At 70.2% G+C, this 13,756-nt stretch carries 13 protein-coding genes; 12 read left to right on the forward strand and 1 reads right to left on the reverse strand.

Features of this window, described 5'->3' with window-relative positions:
- Positions 1-99 precede the first annotated feature (99 nt).
- The 10 genes from EDF47_RS11265 (at position 100) to EDF47_RS11310 (ending at position 8,884) form a co-directional block, all read left to right on the forward strand.
- Positions 100-1,542, forward strand: a complete 1,443-nt coding sequence (locus EDF47_RS11265) for a sugar porter family MFS transporter (protein ID WP_235035896.1) — start codon at positions 100-102, stop codon at positions 1,540-1,542.
- A 312-nt stretch (positions 1,543-1,854) separates the two neighbouring features.
- Positions 1,855-2,781, forward strand: a complete 927-nt coding sequence (rpsB, locus tag EDF47_RS11270) for a 30S ribosomal protein S2 (protein WP_111086086.1) — start codon at positions 1,855-1,857, stop codon at positions 2,779-2,781.
- An 82-nt stretch (positions 2,782-2,863) separates the two neighbouring features.
- Entirely contained in the window at positions 2,864-3,691 is an 828-nt protein-coding gene (gene tsf / locus EDF47_RS11275; RefSeq protein ID WP_133937139.1) for a translation elongation factor Ts, read from the forward strand.
- A gap of 126 nt (positions 3,692-3,817) precedes the next feature.
- Positions 3,818-4,537, forward strand: coding sequence for a UMP kinase (gene pyrH, locus EDF47_RS11280; RefSeq protein ID WP_111086088.1), 720 nt, complete (start codon positions 3,818-3,820; stop codon positions 4,535-4,537).
- 47 nt (positions 4,538-4,584) lie between these two features.
- The gene (gene frr, locus EDF47_RS11285; protein ID WP_111086089.1) at positions 4,585-5,139 is read left to right on the forward strand and encodes a ribosome recycling factor; all 555 of its coding nucleotides are present in this window, start codon (positions 4,585-4,587) and stop codon (positions 5,137-5,139) included.
- A 65-nt stretch (positions 5,140-5,204) separates the two neighbouring features.
- Positions 5,205-6,149 carry a phosphatidate cytidylyltransferase gene (locus EDF47_RS11290; protein ID WP_123294841.1) on the forward strand — a complete coding sequence of 315 codons (945 nt, stop codon included), beginning with the start codon at positions 5,205-5,207 and terminating at the stop codon, positions 6,147-6,149.
- 90 nt (positions 6,150-6,239) lie between these two features.
- Positions 6,240-6,788, forward strand: coding sequence for a DivIVA domain-containing protein (locus tag EDF47_RS11295; protein ID WP_111086090.1), 549 nt, complete (start codon positions 6,240-6,242; stop codon positions 6,786-6,788).
- A 60-nt stretch (positions 6,789-6,848) separates the two neighbouring features.
- A complete protein-coding gene (locus tag EDF47_RS20185; protein ID WP_243834047.1) occupies positions 6,849-7,826 on the forward strand; it encodes a lytic transglycosylase domain-containing protein in 978 nt (325 codons plus the stop codon).
- A gap of 12 nt (positions 7,827-7,838) precedes the next feature.
- Positions 7,839-8,141: a hypothetical protein gene (locus tag EDF47_RS11305; protein ID WP_235035894.1), complete on the forward strand. Its 303-nt coding sequence runs from the start codon at positions 7,839-7,841 to the stop codon at positions 8,139-8,141.
- Entirely contained in the window at positions 8,138-8,884 is a 747-nt protein-coding gene (locus EDF47_RS11310) for an alpha/beta family hydrolase (RefSeq protein WP_133937137.1), read from the forward strand. Before EDF47_RS11305 ends, EDF47_RS11310 begins: the two co-directional genes overlap by 4 nt.
- 91 nt (positions 8,885-8,975) lie before the next feature.
- Here the strand turns inward: EDF47_RS11310 and EDF47_RS11315 are convergent, their stop codons facing one another.
- Positions 8,976-10,814, reverse strand: coding sequence for a hypothetical protein (locus tag EDF47_RS11315; RefSeq protein ID WP_133937135.1), 1,839 nt, complete (start codon positions 10,812-10,814; stop codon positions 8,976-8,978).
- A gap of 184 nt (positions 10,815-10,998) precedes the next feature.
- On the opposite strand from EDF47_RS11315, the gene EDF47_RS11320 reads away from it, so the two are divergent.
- Both EDF47_RS11320 and EDF47_RS11325 read left to right on the forward strand, forming a co-directional pair.
- A complete protein-coding gene (locus EDF47_RS11320) occupies positions 10,999-12,741 on the forward strand; it encodes a hypothetical protein (protein ID WP_133937133.1) in 1,743 nt (580 codons plus the stop codon).
- Complete coding sequence (locus tag EDF47_RS11325) at positions 12,738-13,742, forward strand: tetratricopeptide repeat protein (RefSeq protein WP_133937131.1); 1,005 nt, start codon at positions 12,738-12,740, stop codon at positions 13,740-13,742. The genes EDF47_RS11320 and EDF47_RS11325 overlap by 4 nt, the downstream gene beginning before the upstream one ends.
- Positions 13,743-13,756 lie beyond the last annotated feature (14 nt).

Below are 13,756 nucleotides of genomic sequence, written 5' to 3' on the forward strand. Positions count from 1 at the left end.
GGGCCGCTCCGGACCACGCAACGCCGCACGGACGGCGAACGAGCCGACCGCCGGGGCACCGTGCCCACAGCAGCACGGCCGGCAGAACCCAGGAGCATCGTGTCCAACACAGCCACCGGGCACGGCGAGGACCGTGCGTTCAAGGGGAAGGTCACCGCGTTCGCCATCGCAGCAGCGGTGGGCGGTTTCCTCTTCGGCTTCGACTCGTCGGTCATCAACGGCGCCGTCGAGGCCATCAAGGGCGAGTTCGGCCTGTCCGAGGCGGCGAGCGGCTTCGCCGTCGCGTCCGCCCTCATCGGCTGTGCGTTCGGCGCCTACTTCGCCGGTCGACTCGCTGACCGCTGGGGCCGCACCCGGGTGATGTTCTGGGCCGCGGTGCTGTTCCTGGTGAGCTCGATCGGCTCCGGCTTCGCGTTCGCCACGTGGGACTTCGTCCTGTGGCGTCTCGTCGGCGGCCTCGGCATCGGTACGGCCTCGGTGATCGCGCCGGCGTACATCTCCGAGGTGTCGCCGAAGGCGATCCGCGGGCGCCTGGCCTCGTTCCAGCAGCTCGCGATCACGCTCGGTATCTTCGCCGCGCTGCTCTCCGACCAGTTCTTCGCCGTCACGGCAGGCAGCGCGTCCGCCGAGGTCTTCGGCCTGCCGGCCTGGCGTTGGATGTTCCTGGTCGGCGTGATCCCGTCGGTGGTCTACGGCATCCTCGCGATCACGCTGCCGGAGTCGCCGCGCTACCTGCTCGCCAAGGGGCGGACGGAGGACGCCCGCGCGGTCATGACGAAGATCGTCCCGCGCGACACGGTGAACACGAGCCTGGAGGAGATCCAGGACGGCATCAAGAAGGAAGCCAACGAGAAGAAGGGCTCCATCCGGGGCAACCGCTTCGGCCTGCAGCCCATCGTCTGGGTCGGCATCATCCTGGCCGTGCTGCAGCAGTTCGTCGGCATCAACGTGATCTTCTACTACTCGACGACGCTCTGGCAGGCCGTCGGGTTCAAGGAGAGCGACTCCTTCCTCATCTCCACGATCACGTCGGTGGTCAACGTCGCGGTCACGTTCATCGCGATCTTCCTGGTCGACAAGGTCGGTCGGAAGCCGCTGCTCGTCACCGGTTCCGCCGGCATGTTCGTGTCGCTGGCGATGGTCGCGATCGCGTTCTCGCAGTCGACGATCGTGGACGGCAACCCGAGCCTGCCCGGCGCGTGGGGCGTCATCGCCCTCATCTTCGCGAACCTGTTCGTCGTGTCGTTCGGTGCGACGTGGGGTCCGCTCATGTGGGTGCTGCTCGGCGAGATGTTCCCGAACCGCATCCGCGCCACGGCGCTCGGCATCGGCTCGGCCGCCAACTGGGTCGCGAACTTCATCGTCACGATCACCTTCCCGGTGCTGTCCGGCTTCAACCTGACGGTCACGTACGGCATCTACGCGCTGTTCGCGCTGATCTCGTTCTTCTTCGTCATCGCGAAGATCCCGGAGACCAAGGGTCGCTCGCTCGAGGAGATGGGCATCTCCGCCGAGGGCGACACGGTGAACGCGAAGGCGTGATCAGACGCGTCTGAGACACCCAGAACACCGGACAGGAGGCCCGGATCACGTCAGCCGGTCGGCGCGCGTGATCCGGGCCTCCTGTCTGCTAGCATTTCTCCAGCAGTGCGCTGATGCGCGCTGACTTCGCGTGTCCAAAGGGTCGTCAACGGTTCGCCGTCTCCGACCCGGCACCCGACCACCGGTCCCGCTCTCACGAGCGGGCGGTCGCGTGCCAGGACGCCAGGGATCACGACCTCCGGTCGTGCTCGACACAACCGCAACAGGGGCACAGCACAGCTGCGCTCCGAGAACACAGAAGGAGGACGGCACATGGCCGTCGTCACCATCCGCCAGCTGCTCGACAGCGGCGTCCACTTCGGACACCAGACCCGTCGGTGGAACCCGAAGGTGAAGCGCTTCATCCTCGCCGAGCGCTCGGGCATCCACATCATCGACCTGCAGCAGTCGCTGGCCTTCATCGACCGCGCGTACGACTTCGTCAAGGAGACGGTCGCGCACGGTGGCACGATCCTCTTCGTGGGCACCAAGAAGCAGGCGCAGGGCTCCATCGCCGAGCAGGCGACCCGCGTCGGCCAGCCGTACGTCAACCAGCGTTGGCTCGGCGGTCTGCTCACGAACTTCCAGACGGTCTCCAAGCGCCTCGCGCGCATGAAGGAGCTCGAGGAGATCGACTTCGACGACACGACGAAGGGCTTCACCAAGAAGGAGCTCCTCATCAAGAAGCGCGAGCTGGACAAGCTCCACAAGACCCTCGGTGGTATCCGCAACCTCACGCGGACCCCGAGCGCGCTCTGGATCGTCGACACCAAGAAGGAGCACCTCGCCGTCGACGAGGCGCAGAAGCTCGGTATCCCGATCATCGGCATCCTCGACACCAACTGCGACCCCGACGAGATCACGTACCCGATCCCGGGCAACGACGACGCGATCCGCTCCGTCGGTCTCCTCACCCGCATCGTCGCCGACGCCGCGGCCGAGGGCCTGAAGACCCGCCACAACGGTGGCGACGACGAAGAGGCCGCAGAGCCCCTCGCCGAGTGGGAGCAGGAGCTCCTCGGTGGCGACGCCGCGACGCCGTCCGCCGACGCCGCTCCCGAGGGTGCGACCGTCGAGGAGAACAACGCTGACGCGCAGGTCGCCGCGAAGGAGATCGGCGAGCCGATCGCCGACGACGCGAAGAACGCGGAGCCGACGGCCGAGGCCGAGGCAGCCGCGGAGACCACCCCCGCCGAGTGACCTGTCGCAGGCGCCGGACCCGATCGGGTCCGGCGCCTGCGTCACCACTCTCCACACACGTACCGTCCAGAAAGGACAGTCAATGGCAAACTTCACCGCTGCTGACGTGAAGAAGCTCCGCGAGGACCTCGGCGCCGGCATGATGGACGCGAAGAACGCGCTCGTCGAGGCCGACGGCGACTACGACAAGGCCGTCGAGCTGCTCCGCATCAAGGGTGCGAAGGCCGTCGCCAAGCGCGACGACCGTGCCACCTCCGAGGGCGTCGTCGTCGCGAGCTCCGAGAACGGCGCCGCCACGGTCGTCGAGCTCGCGAGCGAGACCGACTTCGTCGCGAAGAACGAGAAGTTCACGACGCTGGCCGACAAGGTGCTCGGGGCCGTCGCGGCCGCCGGTGCAGCTGACGTCGCCGCCGCGAACGCCGCCCCCGTCGACGGCAAGACCGTCCTCGAGGTCGTCAACGAGTCGGCCGCCGCACTGGGCGAGAAGCTCGAGGTCCGCACGGTCCGCCGTGTCGAGGGCTCGGCCTTCGAGATCTACCTGCACAAGACCAGCCAGGACCTGCCGCCGCAGATCGCCGTCGTCATCGCGTACGAGGGTGACAACGCTGCCGAGGCCCGCTCGATCGCCCAGCACGTCGCGTTCGCGAACCCGACGTACCTGACCCGCGACGAGGTCCCGGCCGACGAGATCGCCAAGGAGCGTGCGACCGTCGAGGCGATCACGCGCGAGGAGGGCAAGCCCGAGGCTGCGCTCCCGAAGATCGTCGAGGGTCGGGTGAACGCCTACATCAAGCAGGTGTCGCTCCTCGACCAGGACTACGCGAAGGACAACAAGATCTCCGTCGCGAAGGCCGCCGAGAAAGCCGGCATCACGATCCAGGGCTTCGCCCGCGTCAAGGTCGGCGCGTAACGAACCCGTGACGGGGTCAGGAACCAACCAGGTTCCTGGCCCCGTTTTTCGCGCCTCCGGGCGCGACACACACGCGACACATCCGCGAGTACATTTCCACGAGACCACGACGAAGGGTGCGATCAGATGACCGACGAGAAGACCGGACGACGCCGCGTACTGCTGAAGCTGTCGGGAGAGGCCTTCGGGGCCGGATCGCTCGGCGTGAACCCCGACGTGATCGGGGCCATCGCCAAGGAGATCGCCGTCGCCGCGCGCGAGGTCGAGATCGCGATCGTCGTCGGCGGGGGCAACTTCTTCCGCGGCGCCGAGCTCTCGCAGCGCGGGATGGACCGCGGCCGTGCCGACTACATGGGCATGCTCGGCACCGTGATGAACGCGCTGGCGCTGCAGGACTTCCTCGAGCAGGCCGGGGCCGCGACACGCGTGCAGTCGGCCATCGCGATGACCCAGGTCGCCGAGCCGTACATCCCGCGGCGCGCCGAGCGGCACCTCGAGAAGGGCCGCGTCGTCATCTTCGGCGCCGGCGCCGGTCTGCCGTACTTCTCGACCGACACGGTGGCCGCGCAGCGAGCACTCGAGATCAAGGCCGACGAGGTCCTCGTCGCCAAGAACGGTGTCGACGGCGTGTACACGGCGGACCCGAAGAAGGACGCCACGGCCGAGAAGCTGCACCACGTGACCTACCAGGACGCGCTCCTGAAGGGCCTGAAGGTCGTCGACGCCACCGCGTTCTCGCTCTGCATGGACAACGGCATGCCGATGCACGTCTTCGGCATGGAGGGCGACGGCAACGTCCAGGCCGCCATCCGTGGCGAGCGCATCGGCACGGTGGTCAGCAACTGACCCGCACCGCTGACTAGACTCGACGCCAGTACCGAAGGAGTAACACCGTGATCAGTGATGTCCTGACCGAAGCCACCGAGAAGATGGCGAAGGCTGTCGAGGTCGCCAAGGACGACTTCTCGACCGTCCGCACCGGCCGCATCAACGCGGCGCTCTTCCAGAAGATCCCGGTCGAGTACTACGGCACGCCGACGCCGCTCGCGCAGCTCGCGTCGCTGCAGACGCCCGAGGCCCGCACGCTCATCGTGACGCCGTACGACAAGACGGCGCTCAAGGAGATCGAGCGCGCCATCGCGACGTTCCCGAACCTCGGCGCCAGCCCGACGAACGACGGCGACATCGTCCGCGTGACGATCCCGGAGCTCACCAAGGACCGCCGCAAGGAGTTCGTCAAGCTGGTGCGGACGAAGGGCGAGGACCACAAGGTCGTCATCCGGAACATCCGCCGCAAGGCCAAGGACGACCTCGACGCACTCAAGGGTGAGATCTCGGACGACGAGATCTCGCGCGGTGACAAGGACCTCGAGGCCCTGACGAAGAAGCACGTCGACCAGATCGACGAGTCGCTGAAGAAGAAGGAAGCCGAACTCCTCGAGGTCTGATGCGCCGCCCGGACCAGGGCGGTGAACGCCCCACAGCAGAGCACGGACCCGACCACACCGGGCCCGTGAAGAAGGGGCTCCGCCAGGACTTCGATGCGCGTGCCCGAGCGGCCCGCACCGACTTCGAGGCGCAGCTCCGGCAGCGCAAGGCCGACTTCGGTGCGCGCAACGAGGCCCTGACGGCGCGCACCGGGCGCAACCTGCCGGCGGCGATCGGCATCGCGCTCGCGTTCGCCGTGGTCATGCTCGGCACGCTCCTCATCTGGCCGCCGTCGTTCATGGTCGTGGCGGCGTTCCTGCTCGGCGTGGGCGTCTACGAGCTCACGAGCGCCATGCGCTTCGCCGGCCGGGACGTCCCGCGGATCCCGAGCGTCGCCGTCGCGATCGCGATCGTGCCGGCGGCGTTCCTGCTCGGGCAGGTCGCGGCACTCTTCACGCTGCTCGGTGGCATCGTCCTGATCAGCCTCTGGCGTCTGGTCGAGGTCGCGCTCTCGCGGCAGAAGCCGTCGGCCGGCGACGTGTTCCGCGACGTCACGAACGGCCTGTTCGTGCAGGCGTACATCTCGCTGCTCGGCGCCTGTGTCGTCCTGCTCTCCGCGCAGTCGCAGGGCAACCTGTGGGTGATCGGCTTCATCCTGGTCGTCGTCGCTGTCGACACCGGTGCCTACGCCACCGGGTTGAACCTCGGCAAGCACCCGATGGCGCCGCGGATCAGCCCGAAGAAGACGTGGGAGGGCTTCGCCGGATCGGTCGCAGCGAGCATCATCGTCGGCATCCTGGTCGCCTGGCTCATGCTCGGCCTGCCGTGGTGGACCGGCGTCGTGCTCGGCGTGCTGATCTCCGGGTCCGCGACCCTGGGTGACCTCACCGAGTCGATGATCAAGCGCGACCTCGGCATCAAGGACATCTCGTCCTTCCTGCCCGGGCACGGCGGACTGCTCGACCGCATCGACAGCATCCTGCCGTCGGCTGCCGTCGCCTACGTGCTGTACCTGATCGTCAACCACTGACCGACCTCGATCGACCTCGTCGGCCCACCCTGAGCGCCGCCCTCAGCGCGTCCAGGTTGTGCCACGGGTCGGGACTGGCAGAATGACGCCGTGGCCACCACCTTCCCGACCGCAGCCCGCTCCGCCCTCGGATACGACGTCGACGAAGTCGAGCGTTTCCTCGAGGACGCCCGTCGTGCGTACTCCGCCGACGACAGCGCCCCCGGCATCGAGGCTGCGAAGATCCGCGCCACCGCGTTCTCGATGCGCAAGGGCGGCTACTCCACCTCGCACGTCGACGCAGCGCTGGAGCGCCTCGAGGACGCCTTCGCGGCCCGGGAGCGCGAGCGGGAAATCGGCGACGCCGGGCAGAAGGCCTGGTACGCCGAGGCCCGCACGAAGGCCTCCGACGTCGTGGCCCGCCTCGAGCGCCCGGACGGACAGCGGTTCAACCGGGTGAGCGTGCTCGGCACCGGCTACCACCCGAAGGACGTCGACGCGTTCGCGGCCCGCCTCGGCGGCTACTTCCGCGAGGGCAAGCCGCTGAGCCTCACCGAGGTGCGGTCGATCGTGTTCCGCCCGAAGCACGGCGGCTACCGCGAGGGCCAGGTGGACGCGCTGCTCGACGCCGTCGTCGAGGTCATGCTCGCCGTCCGCTGACGACGCGCTGCACCCAGATGCTTCGCTTTCCGTGATCGTTCCGTTACCCTGGTCCTACTCATGGGCAGGCACACGGCAGACCACAGCTCCGACCGCGATCCCCGCGAGCACCTCAGCCTCCAGGCTTCGGGTGAGCGCCGCGCGGCACTGAACCGAACCCGTACGGCGGACACCTCGGTGCTCCAGGCGAACCCGCAGGTCCTGCCGGAGACCGGTCCCGTCGCGACGCCGAAGTCCGTCGCAGCGAACCGCGTGTCCGACGAACGCATCGCCGCGTTCGCGCACGAGGCCCCCGCGGCCCGGGTGGACCCGCGTGCCGCGAAGCAGCGCACCGCGACGGCGCAGCAGCCGAGCCGTGGCGCAGCCGCCGCGGTCAACGCCTTCGCACGGAAGCGTTCCTCGGTTCCGGCGTTCTCGTTCGTCGGGGTCTTCCTCTTCGTCGGGGCGTCGCTCTTCAACCCGCTCCAGGCCGACGTCGCGCAGGCCGCGGTCGACACCCCGGTGCTCGTGAAGACGCCGCAGGCCCCGCAGCAGTACACCGCGCACGGCACCTACGGCGACGCCGCTGCCGACCGTGACGGCTACGGCGTGACCGTGCCGGCGCCCAAGGTCGTCAAGCCCGTCGTCGAGGAAGAAGCCGACGACGCCACCACCGACGAGACGACCGACGCCGCCGCGACCGAGACCGAGAGCGTCTCCGCCGCGAACACGCTGGCCGCCGTGGCCGCGACGCCCGACGCGGGCAGCGCACAGGCCATCGCCCTGCAGCTCGTCACGGCCCGGGGCTGGGGAACCGACCAGTACAACTGCCTCGTCTCGCTGTGGAACAAGGAGTCCGGGTGGCGGGTGAACGCCTACAACCCCAGCGGTGCGTACGGCATCCCACAGGCGCTCCCGGGCAGCAAGATGGCGACCGCCGGTGCCGACTGGCAGACGAACCCCGCGACGCAGATCACGTGGGGTCTCAACTACATCGCCGGTGTCTACGGCACTCCCTGCGGCGCCTGGGGCCACAGCCAGGCGAACAACTGGTACTGATCGGCAGTTGGGGTGCCGCGCAGCAACCGGCCGCGGCGTCCCCGTGGTCGCGACGTCGAGCCTGACGAGGACACCGGCCTCGATCGGCTGATGAGCTCGTGGAAGCGCACCGAGGTGCGTCGCGGGCGGGAGTACCTCGTCCAGCCCGTCTCCGCGGCCTCGGCGCAGAAGGAGTACGTCTGCCCCGGGTGCGGCGGTACGGTCCTGCCCGGCACCGCACACGTGGTGGTCTGGCGTTCCGACGGGGTCCTCGGCGACGCTGCCGACCTGGCATCACGCCGACACTGGCACAACCACTGCTGGAGCATTGCATGAGCGAGCACACCGAGCCCGACGGCGAGATCCGCTCCGCCACGCAGCTGCCCGCTCGCCGCACCGACCTCGAGCTCGTCACCGACGACCACCTCACCCTGGTCGGGGAACTCGCCGAACCGGAGTCGCGCCCGGCACGGGGCACCGTCGTGACGCTGCACCCACTGCCGACCGCGCACGGCTTCATGGACTCGCACGTGCTCAAGAAGGCCGCCGCGCGTCTGCCGGCGCTGGCGGACATCGCGGTCCTGCGCTTCAACTTCCGGTCGGTGACGTCACCACGCGGCACGTCCGAGGGTGTGTTCGGCGAGGGTGTCTCCGAGGGCTTCGACCTGCGCGCCGCCGTCGCCGAGGTGGTCGACCGTGGCCTGCCGACGCCGTGGTTGGTCGGGTGGTCCTTCGGCACCGAGGTGATCCTCAAGCACGCGCTGGAACACGTCGAGGCCGGCACCGTGGCGGGCGTGGTCCTGCTCTCGCCGCCGCTGCACCGCACCACGGAGGACGAGCTCGCGCGCTGGGCAGCTGTGGACGTCCCGGTGGTGGCCCTGGTGCCCGAGCACGACGACTTCCTGCAGCCCGACGAAGCGCTGGCCCGGTTCGCCGTCGCCCCGAACGTCCGGGTCGTCCCGATCGAGGGCGCGAAGCACCTGTGGGTGGGGGAGCGCTACGTCCGGATCGTCCTCGACGCCGTCGCCGACCTCGTCGTGCCGGGCAGCGCGCCGCTGCCGACGCACTGGCCGGTCTGACGGCACTCGCCGGTCCGACGCACGGTGCGTGCCCACCTCGGTGCGGTGGGCCGACCAGGAGGCGCGACCCGCGCCTCCTGGTCGGCTCGCGTCAGCGTTCGGTCGCGTCCATTGCGTCGTCGGCTGCTCCGGGCGCGGTGCCGGGTGCGGTCCCGAGCAGGCCGGTCGCGTGCGTGAGCACGCCGCGCAGGTTCTCCAGGTAGCCCGCCACGGCCTCGCGCTCGGTGCGGATCGCCGACAGTCGGTCCTCGGCCTCGGCGGTGATGGCAGCCGTGCGCTCCTCGGCATCGGAGACCATCCGGTGCACGCGGTCCTGGGCATCGGCGACGATGGTGCGGGCGTGCTCCTGCGCGTCGGCGGTGCTGGTGCGCTCGAGGTCGTCGGCTTCCTGCTGGAGCCGCTCGGCGCGCTCACGGGCCTCGGTGGCACGGCGCGTGGCCTCGGCGAGCTGCAGGTTCGCCTCGTCGAGGTACTTCTGCGTTTCGGTGACGGTGTCGTGGTGCTTCTGCAGGTAGTCCTGCTCGGCGTCGTCCCGGCGTGAGGCGAGCTCGGACTCGAGCGTCGTGCGGGCCTCGTCACGCTCACGGGCGACCTCGGCACGGGCCTCGTCACGTTCCTTCGCCAGGTCCGCGCGGGCGGTGTCGATCTCCTGACGGAGAGCGGTGCGCTCGGACTCGAGCGTGTCGAGTTCGGTGGAGCGACGGTCGGCGATCTCGGTGTCGACCTCGGCGTGCTCGCGTTCGCGTCGGGCGGCGAGGGCGTTCTCGTGCTCGCGGTCCGCGCGTTCGGCGGCGGCGTCGGCCTCGGCGCGCTCCCGCTCGATGCGGGTGTCGTGCTCCTCGAGCTCGCGTGCGATGCGGTCGGCGGTCTCCTGCACGAGCCGCTCGTTCTCGACGCGCGTCTGTTCCTCGTCGACGCGCAGCTGCGCACGCAGCGCCTCGGCCTCCTGCGCGAGGGCGGTGCGCGCCGAGGCGAGCTCCCGGTCCCACTCGGCACGGGCTGCGGCGAGTTCCTCGTCCACGACACGGCGGCGGTCGGCGAACTCGCCGTCGATCTCGGCGCGACGTCGGTCGACCTCGGCCTGCAGCTCGGCGCGGCCGGTCTCGATCGCCAGGGTGTGCGCCTGCTGCTGCTCGTCGCGCTCGCGGTGCCACGCAGCACGCCCCTCGGCGACCTCGCGTTCGAGCGCCTGACGGCGGGTGGACTCCTCGTGGTCGAGGTCCTCGACCCGGCGGGCGTGGTCGGCCTCGAACACCGAGCGGCGGTGCTCGGTCTCGCGGTCGAGGTCGGCCGCGGCGGTGCGGGAGTCGGCCGATTCGCGCTGGGCGATCTCGCGCAGCTCGGCGACCTCGTGCTCGACCTGGGCGCGCAGGGCGTTCGTCTCACGGATGGCGACGGAGCGGACCTCGGCGGCCTCGGTCACCGCGGCACCCCGGATGGCGGCGGCCTCGTTGCGGGCGTCCTGGGTCAGCAGGCCGGCTTCGGCACGGGCACGCTCGACGGTGTCGGCGGCCTCGGCACGAGCACGGGTGAGTTCGTTGGTGGAGCGGGTGCGCGCGTCCTCGAGGGTGTCGCGGGCTTCTTCCTGTGCCTCGCGCACGGTGCGGTCGGCCTCGGCCCGGCTCGACGCCCGCAGGCGCTGTGCGTCGATGTCCGCCTGGCTGATGAGACGGGTGGACTGCTCCTCCGCCACGCGCAGGGTCGACTCGAGACGTGTGCCCAGGCCGCTGTAGGTGGGGGTGCCGGCCTCGTCGAGTTCGCCCTGGAGCTCGGAGACGCGGGACTGCAGGAGACGGATCTCCTTCGCGGCGTCGGCACGGTCGGTGTTCGACTTGATGAGCTCACGGCGCAGGTCGTTCAGTGAGCGGTCGACGTCGTCGCGGCGGTACCCGCGCAGCTCGGTCCCGAACTCTGCCTCGTCGTTCGCCACGTGTCGCTCCTGGGTGCTCGGCGGAGGGCCCGATCCGGCCCGCGGTCGAGTGTAGTGGTGGCCCGACGGGGTCGTCTGAGTCCGACGACAGCCCGGATGGATGCGCTGCTCAGCCATGCTCGCTATCCTGAGTCGCTGATTCGCGCGCCGACATCCCCACCCCGGCGCGGTAGGGAGAGTGTTCGTGCGATTCGTCCTGGCGATCGTCAGTTTCGTCATCGGCCTGCTGCTCGTCGCGTTGGCGGTTGGACAGCGGACCGTGTTCGCTCCGCCGTCCTCGCTCGTCGCGGACAGCTCGACCACCAGCTCTGCTCCGGTCACCGTGATCCCCGGGTCGACGCTCAACGCGAACCCCGGCTACCAGCGCATCAACGTGTCCGGCTCCGGCAAGGTCTTCGCGGCGTACGGCAAGACGGCCGACGTCGACGCGTGGGTCGGTGACGCCGAGCACACCACGCTCCGGTTCGACGCCGAGAGCGCGAAGCTGGTGGGCAAGACCACCGGCTCTGAGGCGTCCGTCCCGTCGCCGAAGGGCAGTGACCTCTGGTACCAGGAGTACGACGGCTCCGGGCAGTTCACGGTCCGTCTGCCGCAGGACGTCTCGGTCCTCATCGTCAGCGACGGCACCGCCGCCGCCCCGAGCGACGTCTCGGTCACCTGGCCGAAGGACACCGCGACGCCGTCCGTCGGCCCCCTGCTGGTCGCCGGTGGCGTCTTCGCACTCGGCGGCATCGTGCTGCTGGTCCTGGCGTTCCTGCACCAGCGCCGCGGTCGTGGGCCGCGTCGTCGCAGCGGTGGCACCCGACCGCCGCGCGTGCGAGCCTCGCGCCGTGCCGCCGCTGCCGGTGCACAGGTCCCGACCCGGGGCCGCCGTGGATCGCGCGCGTTCATCGCGGTCCCCGTGGTGCTCGTCGGCACGCTCGCACTGGCCGGCTGCTCCTCCGACTACTGGCCGCAGGGCGGGGACCCCTCGCTCGCGACCCCGACCCCCACGGCCAGCGCCACCGGCGCGGCCGAGACGACCGAGCCGACGGCGGCGACCAAGCAGCAGATCACCCGGGTCGTCGAGCGGGTCGCCACGGTGGCGAAGCAGTCCGACGGCGCCCGCGACCGTGACCTGGCGAAGACCCGCTTCACCGGTGCCGCGCTCGACCTGCGCCTGGCGAACTACTCCATCCGCGGCAAGGACTCCGACGCCAAGGCACCGCCGGCGATCTCGGCCGGTCAGGTGTGCGTCGCGTTGCCCCAGCAGACCGACACGTGGCCGCGCACGGTCTTCGTGATCGTCGCCGAGGACTGCGACGCCAAGTCGGCACCGCAGGCCCTGACGCTCGTGCAGGACACTGCGCGCGACCCGTACAAGGTCGCCTACGACGTCTCGCTCGAGGCCGACGCGAAGATCCCGAGCCTCGCGCCGACGTCGATCGGCGCGGCGCTCCTGGCCCCGCAGTCGAAGCTCCTCGCGATCGCCCCGGACCAGGTCGCGACCGCCTACGGCGACATCCTGTCCAAGGACTCGAAGAGCGAGTACGCCGACCTGTTCGCCACCGAGGGTGACGGCCTCCGCACCACCATCGGCAAGGCGTACAAGGACAAGAAGGCGAAGTCCCTGCCGGACACGGCGAAGATCGAGTACTCGTCCGAGGCCCCGGAGGACTCCGCCGTCGCGATCGCGACCGACGACGCCGGCGCGCTCGTCTCCGCCGACCTCAACGAGATCGAGAAGGTGACCCCGACCGCCTCCGGCGCCGAGGTCAACACCGAGGGTGCCGTCAAGGCACTGTCCGGGGTCGACACGAGCAAGAAGGGCATCAGCGCCACGTACGGCGTCCAGCTGCTCTTCTACGTGCCGCCGGTCGCCTCGGATGACAAAGTGGTCCTGCTCGGGTTCACGCAGGGCCTGACCGCAGCGAGTGAGGTGCAATGAGCAACATCCCCCCGACCCCGTCCGGGCTCCGCGGAGCCGTGGACCTGTCGTCCCTCGTCGACCGCGCACAGCGGCCGCCCCAGCCGCCCGCCGGTGCTCCGGCGCAGGCGGGAAGCCCGACCGGTGCAGCAGCGCCGGGCACCGAGACCGGCGGCGACCTGACCGTCCCGTCGCTCGTGCTCGACGTCACCGACGACACGTTCCAGGACGTCCTGGAGCTGTCGTCCGTGGTGCCGGTCATCGTCGACATCTGGGCCGAGTGGTGCGGGCCGTGCAAGCAGCTCTCGCCGATCCTCGAGCAGTTGACCGCCGAGTACGGCGGGCGCGTGCTGCTCGCCAAGGTGGACGCCGACACGAACCCGCAGCTCGTGCAGGCGTTCCAGGCGCAGTCGATCCCGACCGTGGCCGCGCTGATCGGCGGACGCCCGCTCGGGCTCTTCGTCGGCGCGCTGCCCGAGGCGCAGGTCCGCGACGTCTACGAGCAGGTGCTCCAGGCAGCCGAGCAGAACGGCGTCTCCGGTCGCGTCACCGTGGACGGTGCCGCGCCCGAGGACCCCGCCGAGCAGGGCGAGCCGGAGCCGGAAGCGCTGCCGCCGCACCACCAGGCCGCGTACGACGCGATCGAGCAGGGCGACTACGCCACGGCGATCACCGAGTACAAGACCGCGATCCTGCAGGACCCTAACGACCAGATGGCCGTCGCGGGGCTCGCGCAGGTGTCGCTCCTGGACCGGCTGAACGGCCACACCGCCGACGACATCCGTGCCGCCGCCGGTGCGGGTCCGAAGGACGTCCAGGCGCAGCTCGCGGTCGCCGACCTCGACATCTCCGGTGGCCACGTCGAGGACGCCTTCGGGCGCCTGCTCGACCTGGTGCCGACGGTGTTCGGCGAGGACCGTGAAGCCCTGCGCGTCCGCCTGGTCGAGTACTTCGAGCTCATCGGGACCGACGACCCGCGCGTGGTCGCGGCCCGCCGTCGCCTGGCGAGCGCTCTGTACTAGACGCCTGCAACGAG

Origin of the sequence: Curtobacterium sp. PhB190, from assembly GCF_004365385.1 — a bacterium.
GTDB lineage: Bacteria > Actinomycetota > Actinomycetes > Actinomycetales > Microbacteriaceae > Curtobacterium.